This is a genomic window from Aestuariibaculum sp. M13 (assembly GCF_024723255.1).
Lineage (GTDB): Bacteria > Bacteroidota > Bacteroidia > Flavobacteriales > Flavobacteriaceae > Aestuariibaculum > Aestuariibaculum lutulentum.
Window position 1 is genome coordinate 180,359 of sequence record NZ_JANIAC010000005.1, and the last position, 17,488, is coordinate 197,846.

12 protein-coding genes are annotated in these 17,488 nt (G+C 35.6%); all 12 read left to right on the forward strand.

The genetic code is table 11. The features are described 5' to 3' along the window. The 12 genes from NO995_RS16230 to NO995_RS16285 all read left to right on the forward strand — a co-directional run bounded on the left by NO995_RS16230 (position 1) and on the right by NO995_RS16285 (position 17,483). Positions 1 to 615 carry an NTP transferase domain-containing protein gene (locus NO995_RS16230; protein ID WP_258228414.1) on the forward strand — a complete coding sequence of 205 codons (615 nt, stop codon included), beginning with the start codon at positions 1 to 3 and terminating at the stop codon, positions 613 to 615. Between the two features lies 1 nt (position 616). After that, positions 617 to 2,911: an FdhF/YdeP family oxidoreductase gene (locus NO995_RS16235; protein ID WP_258228415.1), complete on the forward strand. Its 2,295-nt coding sequence runs from the start codon at positions 617 to 619 to the stop codon at positions 2,909 to 2,911. A gap of 169 nt (positions 2,912 to 3,080) precedes the next feature. Beyond that, positions 3,081 to 5,591, forward strand: coding sequence for a nitrite reductase large subunit NirB (nirB, locus tag NO995_RS16240; protein ID WP_258228416.1), 2,511 nt, complete (start codon positions 3,081 to 3,083; stop codon positions 5,589 to 5,591). Positions 5,592 to 5,615: 24 nt separating this feature from the next. Beyond that, a complete protein-coding gene (gene nirD, locus NO995_RS16245; protein WP_240573260.1) occupies positions 5,616 to 5,993 on the forward strand; it encodes a nitrite reductase small subunit NirD in 378 nt (125 codons plus the stop codon). A 15-nt stretch (positions 5,994 to 6,008) separates the two neighbouring features. After that, complete coding sequence (locus NO995_RS16250) at positions 6,009 to 6,593, forward strand: DUF4202 domain-containing protein (protein ID WP_240573259.1); 585 nt, start codon at positions 6,009 to 6,011, stop codon at positions 6,591 to 6,593. A 13-nt stretch (positions 6,594 to 6,606) separates the two neighbouring features. Further along, positions 6,607 to 8,424, forward strand: coding sequence for an ATP-binding protein (locus NO995_RS16255; protein WP_258228417.1), 1,818 nt, complete (start codon positions 6,607 to 6,609; stop codon positions 8,422 to 8,424). Between the two features lie 140 nt (positions 8,425 to 8,564). Then, the gene (locus tag NO995_RS16260; RefSeq protein ID WP_240573257.1) at positions 8,565 to 9,230 is read left to right on the forward strand and encodes a response regulator transcription factor; all 666 of its coding nucleotides are present in this window, start codon (positions 8,565 to 8,567) and stop codon (positions 9,228 to 9,230) included. A gap of 358 nt (positions 9,231 to 9,588) precedes the next feature. Further along, positions 9,589 to 13,110 (forward strand): nitrate reductase, encoded by a 3,522-nt coding sequence (locus tag NO995_RS16265; RefSeq protein WP_258228418.1) that lies wholly within the window; start codon positions 9,589 to 9,591, stop codon positions 13,108 to 13,110. 5 nt (positions 13,111 to 13,115) lie between these two features. After that, a complete protein-coding gene (locus NO995_RS16270; protein WP_258228419.1) occupies positions 13,116 to 14,555 on the forward strand; it encodes a rubredoxin in 1,440 nt (479 codons plus the stop codon). 128 nt (positions 14,556 to 14,683) lie between these two features. Further along, positions 14,684 to 15,097 carry a response regulator gene (locus NO995_RS16275; RefSeq protein WP_258228420.1) on the forward strand — a complete coding sequence of 138 codons (414 nt, stop codon included), beginning with the start codon at positions 14,684 to 14,686 and terminating at the stop codon, positions 15,095 to 15,097. 147 nt (positions 15,098 to 15,244) lie between these two features. Continuing rightward, the gene (locus NO995_RS16280; protein ID WP_258228421.1) at positions 15,245 to 17,179 is read left to right on the forward strand and encodes a PAS domain-containing sensor histidine kinase; all 1,935 of its coding nucleotides are present in this window, start codon (positions 15,245 to 15,247) and stop codon (positions 17,177 to 17,179) included. Beyond that, entirely contained in the window at positions 17,166 to 17,483 is a 318-nt protein-coding gene (locus NO995_RS16285; RefSeq protein ID WP_258228422.1) for an Hpt domain-containing protein, read from the forward strand. Before NO995_RS16280 ends, NO995_RS16285 begins: the two co-directional genes overlap by 14 nt. Positions 17,484 to 17,488: the final 5 nt, after the last annotated feature.

Here is a 17,488-nt window from a genome sequence, read left to right on the forward strand (position 1 = left end):
ATGCAAAATGCTCCAGAAATAGCATTGGTAATATTGGCTGCCGGCGCTTCAAAACGCATGGAAAAACCTAAACAATTATTGCCTTGGGGCGATTCCACATTAATAGAACACAGTATAAAAACAGCTTTAAGAGTAAAAGGAAGTCCTGTTTTTGTAGTTTTAGGTGCAAATTTTGAAATTCTAAGTGAGCAAATTGAAAGCTATCCGATTGAAGTTATTCATAATTCAGATTGGAAACAAGGTTTAGGCACGTCAATTTCAAAAGCGGTTAAGTATATAACTGATTTTAAATTGAACTTTGATGGCATTTTATTTCTTCTTGCAGATCAGCCGTTTATCACAACAGATTATTTAGAACAAATTATTGCCAATTACAAGCCTAATAAAGCTCAGATTATTGCAACATCTTATATTGAAGGAGAAAAAGGTGTTCCGGTGTTGTTTGATGCTGAATATGTTTCCGAATTAGAGTCTCTAACCGAAGATGTCGGAGCAAAACGAGTATTAAAAGCTAATGAATCAAAAGTCGAAATTTTATTTAATGATATTAAAAACATAGATTTGGATACCCAAACCGAATATAAAGCTGCTTATAAAGCGCAATTTTTAGATTAACATGAGTTCTTCAGCCCAGGATAAAGCCAAAACACCCGAAACGTTTTCAAATTTAAAAGTGAAAACACCACCTAAAAATAGTGCCGGAATTGAGGGTTTAACTTCAGTAATAGGTCAGGTTTCTAAGTACATGAATTTCTCCGATGCCCTAAAGTTGTCACGTAAAATGAATCAGAAAGGCGGGTTTGATTGTCCGGGTTGTGCCTGGCCAGATCCTGATGACGAGCGTTCTGTTCTTGGAGAGTACTGTGAAAACGGTATGAAAGCTATGGCGGAAGAAGTTCAGAATAAAACTATTGGAACTGAATTCTTCTCGCAGTATTCGGTTGATGAATTAGCGAGTTGGACTGATTTTGAAATTGGTAAGTCCGGACGTCTGGCTGAACCCATGTATCTCCCTGAAGGCGCTACACATTATCAACCAATTAGTTGGGATGAGGCTTTTGCTAAAGTTGCTGGACACTTAAATGGGTTAGAGTCTCCTGATGAAGCGGTGTTTTACACGTCGGGTAGAACTACCAATGAAGCTGCTTTTTTGTATCAATTATTTGTTCGGGAGTTTGGTACAGCTAATTTACCCGATTGTTCCAATATGTGTCATGAAGCCAGTGGTAAAGCTTTGTCCGAAACTTTAGGTATCGGTAAAGGTTCAGTAACCTTAGACGATTTATACAAAGCGGAATTGGTTATGGTTGTTGGGCAAAATCCAGGGACGAACCACCCCAGAATGTTGTCTGCTCTAGAGAAGTGTAAAAAGAACGGAGGAAAAATTATTTCTATAAATCCATTAGCTGAAGCTGGTTTGGTACGATTTACTAATCCGCAAAATCCTTTGAAGCTATTAACCGGCGGAACGAAGCTAACAGATATTCATGTACCAGTAACTATAAATGGTGATGTGGCCTTTTTTAAAGCTATTTTATTGAAGTTGCTTGAAGCAGAAGAAGAAACAGGGAATGTGTTTGATAAAGCATTTATAAATGAATTTACACATGGTTATGATAGTTTTATTGATGATTTAAAACAATATAGTTTCGAAAATTGTTTGCAGAAATCAGGTGTTTCAAAAGAGGTTTTTGATACTGTTTTAGATTTAATCATAAATAAAAATAAGATTATTGTGTGTTGGGCCATGGGGCTAACACAGCATGAAAATGCGGTTGATAATATTCGGGAACTGGTTAATTTATTACTTCTAAAAGGAAGTATTGGTAAAGAAGGTGCGGGAACTTGTCCGGTTCGTGGTCACTCCAATGTGCAAGGCGATAGAACCGTAGGGATTTGGGAAGCAGCACCCCAAAAATTTTTAGATAAAATTGAAGCAAAATACGGTTTTAAGCCAACTACAAAGCATGGGTATTCGGTTATTGATGCCATTAAAGCCATGTATGAGAAAAAAGCTAAAGTATTTTTTGGGCTGGGTGGTAATTTTATTTCGGCTGTACCAGATACCTTATATTCTGGAGAGGCATTGGCTAATTGTAATTTAACAGTTCATGTGAGCACTAAATTAAACCGTTCACATCTGGTAACCGGAAAAGAGGCGTTAATCTTTCCTTGTTTAGGGCGCGCCGAAAAAGATTATCAAAAATCAGGGCTTCAAGTGCAAAGTGTCGAAAATTCCATGGGCATTGTGTCTTCTACAAAAGGCATTTTAGAACCTTGTTCTAATGCATTACTTAGTGAAGTTGCTGTGGTTTGTGGTGTTGCTCATGCCACTTTAAAAGAGAAATCTAAAATCAATTGGTTAAAGTATCAGGACGATTACAATTTGGTACGCCAGGATATTGAAGAAGTCGTTGACGGTTTTAATGATTATAATAACAGATTAAAACAACCGTCCGGATTTTATTTGCCTAATGGGGCTCGTGTTAGACAATTTCATACTAAAACCGGAAAAGCGAATTTCTCTATTAATAAATTACCGTCTTGGAAATTAAAGGAGGAGGAGTTGGTTATGATGACGATACGTAGTCATGACCAGTTCAATACGACTATTTATGGTTTAAATGACAGGTATCGTGGTGTCTTCAATGAGCGACGTATTATATTTATGAATCGGGAAGATATGAATGCTAGAAGTCTGCAAGAAAAGCAGGTTGTTAATATTCAATCCAACTTTAATGGTGTTTTGCGCGAAGCTTCTAACTTTAAGGTGATTGGATATGATATTCTTAAAGGTTGTTGTGCTACGTATTTTCCTGAAGCTAATATCTTGGTCCCTTTAGATAGTTTTGCGCATACTGCCAAAACGCCGGCATCAAAGAGTATAGTGGTTTCAGTTACGTCTATTTAGAAAACTTAATTCTTTCATTGTTGAATCCTTATTATTTTAATTAATACGTATAAAAATGTGTTTCAATTTGTGAATTTGTCAATAATTGACTGATTTTGAAATTTTCACACATTTAATTAAGTATAATTACGTAGTTTTTACTTATGTTTGTAATGTAAAATACGTAGTTATGAAAAAAATAATTGTTGTAGGTAACGGAATGGTAGGTTATAAGTTTTGTGAAAAATTTGTAGCTGAAGTTAAAAGTCAGACTTATAAAATTACTGTTTTTGGAGAAGAGCCAAGACCAGCGTACGATAGGGTGCATTTAAGTGAGTATTTTGAAAATCAAGATGCTGAAGCTTTAGAGATGGCGCCAAGATCATGGTATGAAGAGTACGGTATAGAATTGATAACTGGTGAGCGAGTTGCAGATATCCATCGAAGCAAGAAAACCATAACTACGGCTAAGGATCGGGAGTTTGAATACGATTACTTAGTACTTGCAACGGGATCTTCTCCTTTTGTGCCACCTATTAAGGGGGTAGAAAAGAAAGGGGTTTTTGTGTATAGAACCATTGAGGATTTAGAAGGTATGTTGGCTTATGCAGCGGAGTTGAAAGCTAAAAATCCGGATGCTAAAGCTGCTGTTCTAGGTGGTGGCTTATTAGGGTTAGAAGCTGGTAAAGCGGTTTTAGATATGGGTTTAGAACCACATATTGTTGAGTTTGCTCCTAAATTAATGCCGAGACAATTAGATACCAGAAGTAGTCAGGTTTTAAAACTAAAATTAGAATCTATTGGTTTAAATATTCATTTAAGTAAAGCGACCAATCAGATTTTGGGAGGTGAGGCTATCACCGGGATGGAGTTTGGTGAAGATGACGTTTTAGATGTCGATATGCTAATCATTTCTGCTGGTATTCGTCCAAGAGACGAATTAGCAAAAACTTGTGATTTGCAAATGGGCGTTCGTGGAGGTATTGTAGTCGATAATAAAATGCAAACTTCCGATTCTAACATTTACGCTATTGGAGAAGTAGCGCTTTACAACCAGATGATTTACGGTTTAGTGGCGCCAGGATATGATATGGCTGGTGTTGCAGTTAAACAGATTTTAGGAGAGTCTGATTTTGTAATGCCTGCAGATATCGATATGTCTACCAAATTGAAATTAATAGGTGTTGATGTGGCAAGTTTTGGCGAACCATTTATGCCGGCAAGTCAGGGACATTCTGTAATTTTTGAAAATAAAACTCAACATTTATATAAGCGTATTAACGTGAGCTTAGATGGGAAATCACTTCTTGGAGGGATTCTTGTAGGCGATGCTTCCGATTACAATATGTTGCATCAGATTTATCTAAACGGCATGAAAATTCCTGAAGATCCTTCGCAATTAATTTTACCTGCAAGTGAAGGCGGATCGGCTTTTGGCAGCGTTCTGGATTTACCAGATACAGCGCAAGTATGTTCATGTGAAAGCGTAAGCAAAGGAGCTATTTGTTGTTCTATTACCGAAAATGGTAGTAATAATTTAGGTGATGTAATTGCAGAAACCAAAGCGACAACAGGTTGCGGTGGTTGTAAACCTATGGTGGTCGATTTGGTAAACGAAACGCTTAAATCTTTAGGTAAAGAGGTTAAAGAGGTTATCTGTGAACACTTTAGTTTTAACCGTCAGGAGCTATATGATTTAGTAAAAGTGAATCAGGTTAAAGATTACGATGAAGCGTTAAATTTATTTGGTGACGGTGATGGTTGTGAGGTTTGTAAGCCTGCATTAGCTTCTATTTTCGCTACGATTACCATGGAAACCCCAAATAAGCAATTTGCTATTCAGGATACTAATGACAGATTCCTGGCTAACATTCAACGTAATGGAACATATTCGGTGGTGCCGAGGATTGCTGGAGGAGAAATTACACCTGATAAATTGATTGTTTTAGGTGAAGTTGCTAAGAAATATGATTTATATACTAAAATTACCGGAGGTCAGCGTATCGATTTATTTGGAGCGCAAATTCATGAGTTACCATTAATTTGGAAAGAATTAATTGCAGCCGGATTTGAAAGTGGTCATGCTTATGGTAAATCGTTGAGAACGGTTAAGAGTTGTGTGGGGTCTACGTGGTGTCGTTATGGTATGCACGAGAGTGTCACTTTTGCTATTGAGATAGAAAATAGATACAAAGGATTACGTAGTCCACATAAATTAAAAGGAGGTGTTTCTGGTTGTATTCGAGAATGTGCCGAAGCCAGAGGTAAAGATTTCGGATTGATAGCTGTAGATGGTGGTTGGAATCTTTATGTGTGCGGAAATGGTGGTGCAACACCTAAGCATGCTATTTTATTCGCCGAACAATTAGATGATGAAACAGCTATTAAATACTTAGATCGTTTCCTGATGTTTTATATTAAAACGGCTGGTCCGTTAGTAAGAACGGCCCCATGGTTAGAAAAATTAGATGGCGGTATTGAATACTTGAAAAAGGTGGTGATTGAAGATTCGTTGGGCATTGCAGACGATTTAGAACAAGAAATGAAAGGTTTGATCAATAAATATGAATGCGAATGGAAACAAGCCATCGAAGATCCGAATATTGCTAAACGTTTTAAACATTTTGTGAATTCTGATGATACCGACGATAACTTGGTTTTCGTACCAATGCGTGAACAAAAAATGCCACAAGCCTGGTAATTATTCAATCTAAAAATATTAAAAATGCAAGATATACTTAGTCAATACAATACAGTAACCGAAGCCGATGTTACAACGTGGTTTGAAGTGGGAACCGTTGCCGATTTTCCGGAGAATAGCGGAGCCTGTATAAAGTACAAAACCAAGCAGATAGCGGTTTATAATTTTGTTAGAAAAAATAAGTGGTATGCCGCACAAAATCTTTGTCCGCATAAAATGGAAATGGTGTTGTCTCTAGGAATGGTGGGAGATAAGGATGGGATCGCAAAAGTAGCCTGCCCGATGCATAAAAAGAATTTTTCGTTGGAAGACGGTTCTAATTTAAACGGTGATGATTTAAAAATTGCGACTTATCCTGTTAAAATTAAAGATGGAAATGTGTATATTGGCTTTTCAGACTAATATATACCAAACCAAATGGAACCAACAAGATTTGAAACGGCAATAGCCTTAATAGATAAAAAGAATTCAGAAGATCCTAATGTGTATCACAGTCATGGTTTAGATTTTCCAAAAGAATTGTTATACTCGCAACGCATGTCTCAAAAACTGTTACAGTTTAAGCCGAATGCATCAAGAGCCTTGCAATTGGCAGCCAGAGCGCAACATATATGCCGATGGAAAATTGCAAGAGACGAGTATCCTATGGATCGCGTAGGGTATTTAAAATGGCGAGAAACTCTAAAAAAAATGCATGCCGAATTAACTGCGGAAATTTTAAAGGAAGTAGGGTATGAAGATGAATTTATTGATCGCGTTTCGTTTTTAATTAATAAAAAATTAATCAAGAAAAATGAAGAAAGTCAGACTATTGAAGATGTCATTTGTCTGGTGTTCTTAGATTATTATTTTGAAGAATTTGCTGCTAAGCATGAAGATGAAAAGGTTATTGATATTCTTCAAAAAACATGGGTTAAAATGTCTGATGAAGGACATGAGGAAGCCTTGAAAATTAAGTTTTCAGATAAAAGTTTAGCCTTGGTAAAACAAGCGATTTCTTAAACAGTATTTAAAAATGACAAATAACGGTAATTCATTAGATCAGCGTACGTTTGATAAGTTAAGCCGTTTGTATATTATTGCCCTAAGTACCATTGCGCTTTCGGTAATTGTTAGCCAGATTCTTATTCGCAAGCATTTAAATGCGCAACAAAGTGACTCGACCGTTATTAACATTGCGGGAAGACAGCGTATGCTTAGTCAGAAGCTTACAAAGGACATTGTTGCACTTTCAGTCGAGCAGGAATTAAAAGAGCGTATTCTACTTAAAGATAAAATAAAGGCGACCTTAAAACTTTGGGAAACGTCGCATTATTCACTTCAGGAAGGAAGCGAAAGTTTAGGGCTTCCAGGGAATAATAGTACTGTTATTTCAGATAAGTTTCAAAAGTTAAATCCTATATTCAATACGATAAGTCGTTCGGCTCAAACAATCATAGAAGATATTGAGAATGTCCCGCCGTTACCGAATTCGGCTTTTTCTGAAGATATTAAAAAGGTTAGGCAGAATGAAGGTGAGTTTTTGTCTGTGATGGACGAAATTGTAAATCAATACGATTTAGAAGCTAATGAAAAAGTGAGCTGGTTACGTCGTTTGGAGATGTTGCTTACTATTTTAACGCTTATCATTTTACTGGCTGAATTTTTATTCATTTTTTGGCCAACAGCAAAGTCGGTTAGAGCGACTTTGGCAGAATTATTATCGGCAGAACAACGTGCCAAGCAAATGGCTATTGATGCTGACGAACTGAGTGTAGCCAAAGAGAAATCGATGCGTGAATTACGTGCTTTAAATCACGCCATGGATGAAACTTTATTGTTTGCTCGTATTACTCAAAGTGGAAATGTGGTTCATATTGGAAAACGATTTTCACGATTGTTTAAGTTTTCAGGATTTAATGTGACTACAAGTTTTTCAGAAGTGATTTCTGTGCACGAAAAAGAGCAGTTGGTTTTAGAAAGTATCATTTCAAAAAGTAAGAAAACCGGTTGGCAAGGCGAGGTTAAAGCAACTACAAAAGATCATGAAGATATCTGGTTAGAGATGGCTATCATTCCATTTAGTCCAAGCGATGATCGCCCAGAACTTTTAATTATTGCTTCCGATATTACTACCAGAAAAGCAGCACAGTTAGAAATAGAACGCCTAACTAAAGCGAGTTTTGAGGAGAAGATGGATCAGCAGAAAATCATCTCCAGTAAGATTATTGAAAATCAGGAAAAGGAACAAAATCGCATAGCAAAGGATGTTCACGATGGTATTGGACAAATGCTTACCGGATTAAAGTATAATTTGGAAAGTATTGATATTTCAGATATTGATAAGACAGCTAAAAAAATTGAGCATTTAAAGGAGTTAACCACTAATATTATTAAGGGAGTAAGAACGGCAACCTTTAACTTAACGCCACCAGAATTAACCGATCATGGTATTGTTCCAGCGATAAATAAGTTAACGCACGAGTTGGCAAAATTAACAGGGAAAAATATTGTACTATTTAACAAAACCGACTTTAATAAGCGTCTGGATTCTCTGGTTGAAATTAATATTTACCGAATTGTTCAGGAGGCTATTAATAATGCGATTAAGTATGCCAATTCTACGCATATTTTAGTGTCGTTATCACATAGTGAAAATATACTTAGTATTGTTATAGATGACAACGGAAAGGGGTTTGATCCTTCGAAGGTTAAGAAAGTAAAAGAAGGTGATGGAGGTATGGGGATGACCTTTATGAAAGAACGTATAAAGTACATAGAAGGGCGCTTTTTTATTCATTCTGAAATAGATAAAGGCACGCGGGTAACTTTAAATATTCCTATTAAAGAGTAAGTATTTTCACTTAAATTTTATATTTTTGCTACGTAGGTTCTTTCTGTGTCATTTAAATATTGAGTAGCTTAGCTGAAATAATATTAATAAAGAACTTTCTAAATTTTAAATGTCGCTTTAGTGATTAAATTGATAGTATTATGAGTGTTATAAATGTAGTTTTAGCCGATGACCATGTTTTAGTAAGAGATGGAATTAAGGCGCTTTTAGAAGATCAGGATGGTATTAAGGTCATTGATGAAGCTTCAAATGGGCTTGAGGCTCTTGAAGTAATTAAAAAGCAAAATCCACATTTGTTAATTGTCGATATCCGCATGCCAGAAATGAATGGTATTGAGGTTGTTCAAAAAATAAAAGAGCAGCAAATCGATGTTAAAACACTGGTGTTATCAATGCACGATTCTGAAGAATATGTAGTAAAAGCTATTCAGGCAGGTGCCGATGGCTATCTGTTAAAAGGAGCCAGTAAGGAAGAGTTTCTAAAAGCATTAAATAGTATTGCTGGTGGTGGTAAGTATTTTACCGGAGATGTTTCAGCTATTATCATGAATAATTTTGTAAGCGGTAATGCGGTTAAGGAAACTCCAAAAATTAAGAAAAAAATTAACGATCCATTTAATTTAACGAAACGCGAACGTCAGATTCTTGAACTTGTTTTACAGTTGAAAAATAATAAGGATATTGCTGAAGAACTTGAAATTAGTAAGCGTACTGCAGAAGTTCATCGTTTTAACTTGATGAAAAAATTAGAGGTTAAAAATCTAATGGAGTTAAGTAATAAAGCTAAAGAGTACGATTTAGTTTAACTGTTGTTCATCTTAAATTTGTTAATTGTTTCATATTGGTATTTAATTCTATTCAATTTTTAACATATTCTTAAAAAGTTATTTTATTCTTTAACGAAACTGTATTTATTGTTTTATACGTATTTTTAATTTTTAAAATTAAGTATTTATACTTAATTTTGTAAGTGTAAGGATGCTGTTTTCTCTTTTCAATTTTGAAAATTCAATAAAGCATCATCTTTTAGAAATGCAAGTTAGAGTTGCTTGAATTAGTAAATTGAAAAAAGAAAAGGGTTCTTTTTATCGTATTACTAATAATGATTGTATCCTGACTTTGTGTTGCTAAAATGTTTTAAATTAGTGTAAAACGCAGTGGTTTATGTTAAAAAATGAAGTAAAAACAACGTGCTCGTATTGCGGCGTAGGATGTGGTATTATCGTTAAAAAGGACAGTAATAATAAAGTCATTGTAGAAGGCGATAAAGACCATCCGGTAAATAAAGGTATGCTGTGTTCAAAAGGAATGAACCTGCATTATGTGGCAAACGACACTTCAGACCGAATTTTATATCCAGAAATGCGTTGGAGCCGTTCACATCCTCGTGAACGTGTAAGCTGGGATGATGCCTTAGATCGCGCTGCGAGTGTTTTTAAATCTATAATAAAGAAACACGGTCCGGATAGTGTTGGTTTTTATGTTTCAGGACAAAGCTTAACCGAAGAATATTATATTGCCAATAAATTAACCAAAGGATTTTTAGGAACCAATAATATCGATACCAACTCCAGACTTTGTATGAGTTCGGCGGTGGTAGGCTATAAAAAAACCTTTGGTGAAGATAGTGTTCCAATTTCGTATGCCGATATTGAATTGGCTGATTGCTTTTTAATTACAGGAGCTAACCCAGCGTGGTGTCATCCTATATTATTCCGCCGCCTGGAAAAACATAAAGAGGAAAAACCGGATGTGAAAATTATTGTGGTAGATCCGCGTAAAACCGATACGGCTAATTTTGCCGATATTCATCTGCAATTGATTCCTGGAACCGATATCATTTTATATAATGCCATTGCAAGAAGCATTTTCGAACGTGGATTAATAAATGAAGAATTCATAAATAATTATACCGAAGGTTTCGATAAATATAAAGAACAGCTAGGTGAAACTACGGTTAAAGAAGCTTCAAGATTATGTGGTGTTCCCGAAAAGGATATTAGAAAGGCGGCCGACGTTATTGGTTTGTCTAAAGGCTTTATTAGCATGTGGGCCATGGGGTTAAACCAAAGTGTCGTGGGGACCGATAAAAATCTCGCTTTATTAAATCTGTCTTTGATTACTGGGCAGGTTGGGAAACCTGGCTCCGGACCATTTTCACTTACAGGTCAGCCCAATGCTATGGGTGGTCGTGAGGTTGGTGGTATGGCTAACTTATTGGCGGTTCATAAAGATTTAATGAACGAAGAACATCGCCGGGAAGTGGCGCAATTCTGGGGAGTTGAAAAGATTTCACCAAACCCGGGATTAACCGCTACACAGATGTTTGATGCTTTAGAATCTGGAAAATTAAAAGCCATTTGGATTGCCTGTACCAACCCGTTAGTGAGTTTACCCAATACACATCGTATTGAAAAGGCCATGAAGAACGCCAAATTCGTTGTTGTTCAGGATATTTCTCATAAATCGGATACTGTAGCTTACGCCGATTTGGTATTGCCGGCTGCTGCATGGTTAGAAAAAGAAGGAACGATGACCAATTCAGAGCGTCGAATTTCGTATTTACCAAAGGAAATTAATGCGCCTGGTGAAGCCAGACCCGATGTTGAAATCTTTTGTGATTTTGCACAGCGCATGGGTTTCAGAGGGTTTAACTATAATAGTGCCGAGGAGATTTACGATGAGTACGCTGCAATGACAAAAGGTACTAATATAGATGTATCCTTTTTAAATTACGACCGATTAAAAAATGAAGGAACCTTTCAATGGCCGGTTTCGGAATACAGACATCCAGGAACGCCAAGGTTATTTCAGGATAAAAAATTCTATACACCATCGCAAAAAGCAATATTTAATGTGCCGGCAGGTATTATAAATACATCGCTTCAACCCAATGATGAGTATCCGTTAATATTAACAACAGGGCGTGTGCGAGATCAATGGCATACCATGACCAAAACGGGTAAGGTGGCACGTTTAAAAACGCATTATCCAACACCTGTATTAGAAATTAATCCGGTAGATGCTTATTTATCTAAAATTAAAGATGGCGATATTACCGAAATAAAAAGTGAAAACGGAACCGTACGTGTTAGAGCTAAGGTTACTGAAAATATAGGAAAGGGAGTGGTGTTTTTACCAATGCACTGGGGAAAACAATTGCAGAGTGACCTAAATAGGGCTAATAATTTAACCAACACCCATATCGATCCGCAATCGAAGGAGCCTGATTTTAAATTTACACGTGTATCAGTTTCAAAATATAAAAAACCGGTAGAGAAAATAATTATCGTAGGCGCAGGAGCAGCGGCATTCAGGTTTGTTCAAAATTATAGAGAAAATAACCAAGAAGATGAAATTCATGTGTTTTCAAAAGAACCTAATTTGTTTTATAATCGCGTACTTCTTCCTGAGTATATCACTGAAGAGTTGACCTGGGAACAACTTTTGAAAATTAAAAAAACCGAATTAAACAAACTGGAAATTAAAATCCACCCAGAAACTTTAATTGATAAAATAGATTCCGAAAATAAAATTGTGACTGATAGTCACGGTGTACAACATACGTTTGATAAATTGATATTGGCTACAGGAAGCCGTGCCTTTATCCCAAAGGATGTTCAAATTAATCTTCCCGGCCGATTTACCATGCGTAATAAAAGTGATGCCGATAGTTTTAAAGCTTATTTAGACGCCACCGGATTGCCACCTGAGGAACAGCATATTGTGATTGTTGGGGGTGGATTGTTAGGGTTGGAGCTGGCAGCTGCCATGAAGCATAAAAAAGTGAAAGTCACTATTATTCAACGTGCTTCAAGGTTAATGGAACGTCAGTTAGATGCGATTTCAAGTAAGTTACTATCGTTAGATGTTCAGGAGCGAGGTATTCAGATTTATTTTGATAATGAGGTGAGCACGGTGTTTGATGATGAGGATACCGGCGAATTAAATATCACTTTAAAAAGTGGTAAGTTTATTACTGCTAATGCCATTGTTTATGCTATAGGAACGATTCCAAATGTTGAAATTGCTCGCGAAAATGGCATTGTTTGTGGACGAGGTGTTAAGGTGAATCAGCATTTACAATCGTCGCATCAAGATATTTTTGCTATTGGGGAAATTGCAGAATATAACAATCAGTTATTCGGAATTACATCGGCGGCAGAAGAACAAGCCAATATTCTTTCAAACTACATAGCAGGAGATGTTAGTTGTGCCTACAATGGTTCGGTTTTAATGAATATTCTAAAATTCAACGATTTGAATTTGTGTAGTATTGGTGAGATTAAAGTTCCTGAGAATGATGATTCTTATGAGGAAGTCATATTTACAGATATTTCGAAGCGGTACTATAAAAAATGCATTGTTAAGGACGATTTATTAATTGGCGCGGTTTTAATGGGCGATAAAAATGAGTTTGCCGAGTTTAAAACCATGGTAGAGAGTAAAATTGAAATGGCCGATAAACGGGATACTTTGCTTCGAGGTGCTTCAAACGATGTGCCTGTTCTAGGTAAACTGGTATGTTCATGCAGTCAGGTAGGCGCCGGAAATATTGAAGAAGCTATTAGTAAAGGGTGTACAGACTTTACCGAACTTTGTAATAAAACGGGAGCTGGTTTAGGTTGCGGAAGTTGTAAAACTGAGGTTAGAGAACTATTATATGGAACGAAGGTTTTAGCATAAGAACTATGAAAATCAAGACAAAAGAATCATACAGATTAAGAATCAACGGAGGGGTGCTTTCTCCGGGCGAGTTAAAATATATTTGTGAAGCCGCAGAAGGTTTAGGTTTAGATGCTATTTCGTTTGGTTCACGTCAGGATATTATTTTTCCGGAGGAAATAGATGAATCTAAGTTTAGTCAGTTTGATAAAATAAAGTTTATTAAACCCAAGCGTGATGGTATGGAAAATATTGTATCGTCATATGTTTCTGCTGATATTTTGCCAAGTACCTCCTGGTTAACAAGTGATAGGTATTTATATGTTTTAGAGCAGTTTAAGCATAAATTAAAACTTCGCGTCAATATTACAGACCCAAAGCAGCGACTAGTGCCTTTGTTTACAGGAAATGTAAACTTTATCGCCTCAGAACACGAAGATTACTGGTATTTGTATGTAAGACTTCCGGAATGGAAAAAAACAGTGATGTATCCGGCTTTGATTTATAGTTGGGATATGGATAAAATAGAACACGCTATTGAAAAAGTCTTAATTGAAGAGTCTGAAAATGTAGAAACCCTTTTTGAGCTGGTTAGTGATGCTGTAGATACCAATAACAGAACAGTAGACAGACCTTTGGAAGTGCCTTTTTATCCGTTTCCTTATTATGAAGGTATGAATCGTTTTGGCGATAAATATTGGTTAGGATTGTACTGGAGGAATAACCGCTACGACATCAGGTTTTTAAAGGCGATGTGCGATTTATGTGCCGAAAATAAAATTGGTAAAATTTCAATTACGCCGTGGAAATCCTTTATTGTAAAAGGTATTCCAATGAAATTTAAATTACAATGGGAACGCTTTTTAGGAAGTTATGGTATTAATGTACGTCACTCTATGCTCGAATTAAACTGGCATTTGCCGGTTTTTGATGCTGCTGCTTTAAATCTTAAAAAGTATCTGGTTACCAATTTCGATCAGAATGATATTAGTACCTATGGACTAACTTTTGGCATCTCTAATTACGAGAGTAAAACCTATCATTTTACCTCCATAGTTATTGAAAAAAACAAGCAACCAGAGAATTTAGGTGATTTTATAATTAGAGATACCTATAATTTATTGTATGCCAAGAATTTCGATCCGAATACACGAGAATACATCATGCATGTTCAGGATGTCGATAAGGTTGAACTTCCCGGCTTACTTATGGAATTAAGTAAATTGTATTTTGAACAATTGGGAATGGAGCGTGAAGAGGAAGTGGAAACTAATGTCATTAAAGATATGAGTGAAGAAGAAGTATATCAGTGTAAAGATTGTTTAACCATATATAATGCAGCTTACGGAGACCTTACACAGGATATTGTTCCTAATACACCTTTTGAAAATTTACCGGAAATGTATGAATGTTCCATTTGCGAAGCACCTAAAAGCAGTTTTGAAAAAAAGGTATTTGTGAAATAATAAAATTTAAAATCCATCCACCGACACTTTTCAGCTATTCGTCTACACTAAAATTGAAATTAACGAAATCAAATGCTATTTGAGCGAATTACTTATACATTTGAAGTTCATTTTGATTGGATTTATTCATGAACAACGTGTTAAACATATTACTTATTGAAGACGATGCCATCGAGGTGATGAAATTGAATAGGGCAATTTCGTCTTTAAATCTAAATCATAATATTATAGAAGCGCATAACGGAGAAGATGCGCTTATTTTTTTAGAACAAAAAAATAATCTTCCAGACATTATTTTGTTAGACTTAAATATGCCGAAAATAAACGGTATTGAGTTTTTAACAATACTTAAAAATAATGATGTTTTAAAGTATGTTCCTACTATTGTTCTAACCACGTCAAGTAATCAAAAAGATTTGTTAGAATGCTATAAAATTGGCATCGCAGGATATGTTTTAAAGCCGTTAAAGTACGACGAGTATGTTTTAAAAATTGAAAGCTTATTGAAATACTGGAGCATGAATGAGCTTATCAGGGTTTAAGGTAAATTCTTCATTTTTAGACCTTATTGTTATTCTGTACAAATTTATAAAGTAAATCTTACGTTTTATCTTTCAATTCTCGTGTAATAATCGTTACTTTACTAATAGAAATAAAACGTCATACCCTAATTTTTAATACCAATATTAATGCGTCAAGATGAGATTGACATATTAAAACAGCAATTAGCTGAAGAAAAGGCTGCGCGTATTTCTGCAGAAACCGAATTGTCTGAAGTTAAAAAACGATTAGATAATACTGAAAATGGCCTGAAGGTTGGGTGTGAAAGTATTGTCGATGCATACCTTATAATGGACTTATCGGGAAACATTCTTAAAATGAATGAAAGCGCCCGAAATATACTAGACTTTAATGGAGACGGAATTGGTTATAACCTGATGTCTATGGTGAATCCGGAAGATCTGGAAAAGGTTAAAATTTCCTTTAAACAGCTTTTAAATGAGGGAATAATTACCAATTTCGAATTAAAGATTAAAACCCCGTTACAGCAATATAAAATTGTTCAGATTAATGGCAATATACTTTATGAAAATGGTAGCCCTGTAGCAGCACAAGGTATTATTAGAGAAATTACTAAAAGCAAAGAAGCAGAAGAAAAACTAAGGGAATCTGAAGACCGACTGGCAACGGTAATACTAAATCTTGACAAAGGTATTTTATTAGAAGATGAAAACAGAAGCATTATCGTTACCAATAATAAGTTCTGTGAATTTTTTAAAATTCCATTACAACCAGAAGAACTTGTTGGTGTAGATTGCAGAAACGCTGCCGAAGAGGCAAAGTATTTGTTTAAAGAACCTGAAGCTTTTGTAAATAGAATCAATACCATAATTAACCATAGAGAAGTAGTTACGGCGGAAGAACTTGAGATGGTTGATGGTCGTGTTTTTGAACGCGATTATGTTCCGGTTTTTAGAAATGGTGAGCTGAAGGGGCATTTATGGACGTATAAAGATTTTACGGTAAGGCGTCAGTACAGAGAAACTCTGGATCAGGAACGTTTAAAGTACAGAAACGTCATTACAAAAATGAATCTGGGTTTGGTAGAAGTCGATTTAAAAGATCATATTATTGTTGCCAATGAAAACTTCTTGCGAATGTCAGGGTATTCGGCCGAAGAACTTATAGGTTCAGATGCTAAAAACTTATTTAGATTTGATCAGGAATTCTTTGAAGAAAAACGTGGAAATCGCGATCAGGGTTTAACCGATTCCTATGAAATAAAAATGATTACCAAACGTGGTGAAGAACGCGATTGGTTAGTTAGTGTTGCGCCAAATTTTGATAGTAACGGCAACATGATAGGAACTATCGGTATTCATTTAGATATAACTCATGTAAAAAGTTTAGAGCGCGAAAAGGTAGATCTTCTGGGGGCTTTAGAGCGAAGTAATAACGAATTACAGGAATATGCACATATTGTATCTCACGATTTAAAGTCGCCTTTGCGTAGTATAAATGCTTTGGTGAGTTGGATTAAAGATGATAACAAAGGGAAATTAGATGCGCCCACCATTCAGAATTTAGGTTTAATAGAAACTACTTTAGAGCGCATGGAGCAATTAATATCCGATGTGCTTGCCTATTCCAGTGTCGGATTTTATGAAAACGAAAAAGAGCCCGTTAATGTTCAGGAAGTTGTTCAGGATTTAATTGAGATACTATTCATTCCAGAACACATAACAGTTTATATTTTAAAGCCTCTACCTGTAGTTTTCGGACATAAAACTAAAATACAGCAGTTATTTCAGAATTTAATAAGCAACGCTATTAAGTTTATAGATAAAGAAAAAGGGTTTATTTATATCTCTTTTGAAGAGTTAGACGAGGCCTATCAATTTTCAGTTCAGGATAACGGAATGGGTATCGATAAAAAGTTTCATGAGAAAATTTTTAAGGTTTTTCATGCTTTAAAAAAGAGTCATGATTCAACGGGTATTGGATTGTCTATTGTACAAAAAATTGTTGAACTGCACCATGGTAAAATTTGGTTAGAAAGTAAGCCTAATAAAGGCACTACATTTTTCTTTACATTAAAAAAAGGAACTAATGGAACAGCCTAATATGTCATACATTCAAAGTATGTCTGGAGGCGATAAGGCTTTCGAATACAAGATTATAAATATCATTAAACGAGAATTTCCTGAAGAAATAGCAACGTTTCAATATAATTTAAAGTCGGAAGAATACCAGAAAGCAGCAGATAATGTCCATAAACTTAAACATAAAATCCTTATTTTGGGCCTCGAAAAAAGTTATTACACAGCGGTTGCATTCGAGGATAATTTGAGAGAAGGTAATGCGAATTTGCATACTGAGTTTGAAGCTATTTTAATGAACCTAACCAATTACCTTAAAACATTATAATCGAG

What these genes read in the sequence shown, in the direction of transcription:
- NO995_RS16230 (WP_258228414.1), top strand. Translation starts at nt 1, where the DNA reads ATGCAAAATGCTCCAGAAATAGCATTGGTAATATTGGCTGCCGGCGCT.
- NO995_RS16235 (WP_258228415.1), top strand. Translation starts at nt 617, where the DNA reads ATGAGTTCTTCAGCCCAGGATAAAGCCAAAACACCCGAAACGTTTTCA.
- nirB (WP_258228416.1), top strand. Translation starts at nt 3,081, where the DNA reads ATGAAAAAAATAATTGTTGTAGGTAACGGAATGGTAGGTTATAAGTTT.
- nirD (WP_240573260.1), top strand. Translation starts at nt 5,616, where the DNA reads ATGCAAGATATACTTAGTCAATACAATACAGTAACCGAAGCCGATGTT.
- NO995_RS16250 (WP_240573259.1), top strand. Translation starts at nt 6,009, where the DNA reads ATGGAACCAACAAGATTTGAAACGGCAATAGCCTTAATAGATAAAAAG.
- NO995_RS16255 (WP_258228417.1), top strand. Translation starts at nt 6,607, where the DNA reads ATGACAAATAACGGTAATTCATTAGATCAGCGTACGTTTGATAAGTTA.
- NO995_RS16260 (WP_240573257.1), top strand. Translation starts at nt 8,565, where the DNA reads ATGAGTGTTATAAATGTAGTTTTAGCCGATGACCATGTTTTAGTAAGA.
- NO995_RS16265 (WP_258228418.1), top strand. Translation starts at nt 9,589, where the DNA reads ATGTTAAAAAATGAAGTAAAAACAACGTGCTCGTATTGCGGCGTAGGA.
- NO995_RS16270 (WP_258228419.1), top strand. Translation starts at nt 13,116, where the DNA reads ATGAAAATCAAGACAAAAGAATCATACAGATTAAGAATCAACGGAGGG.
- NO995_RS16275 (WP_258228420.1), top strand. Translation starts at nt 14,684, where the DNA reads ATGAACAACGTGTTAAACATATTACTTATTGAAGACGATGCCATCGAG.
- NO995_RS16280 (WP_258228421.1), top strand. Translation starts at nt 15,245, where the DNA reads ATGCGTCAAGATGAGATTGACATATTAAAACAGCAATTAGCTGAAGAA.
- NO995_RS16285 (WP_258228422.1), top strand. Translation starts at nt 17,166, where the DNA reads ATGGAACAGCCTAATATGTCATACATTCAAAGTATGTCTGGAGGCGAT.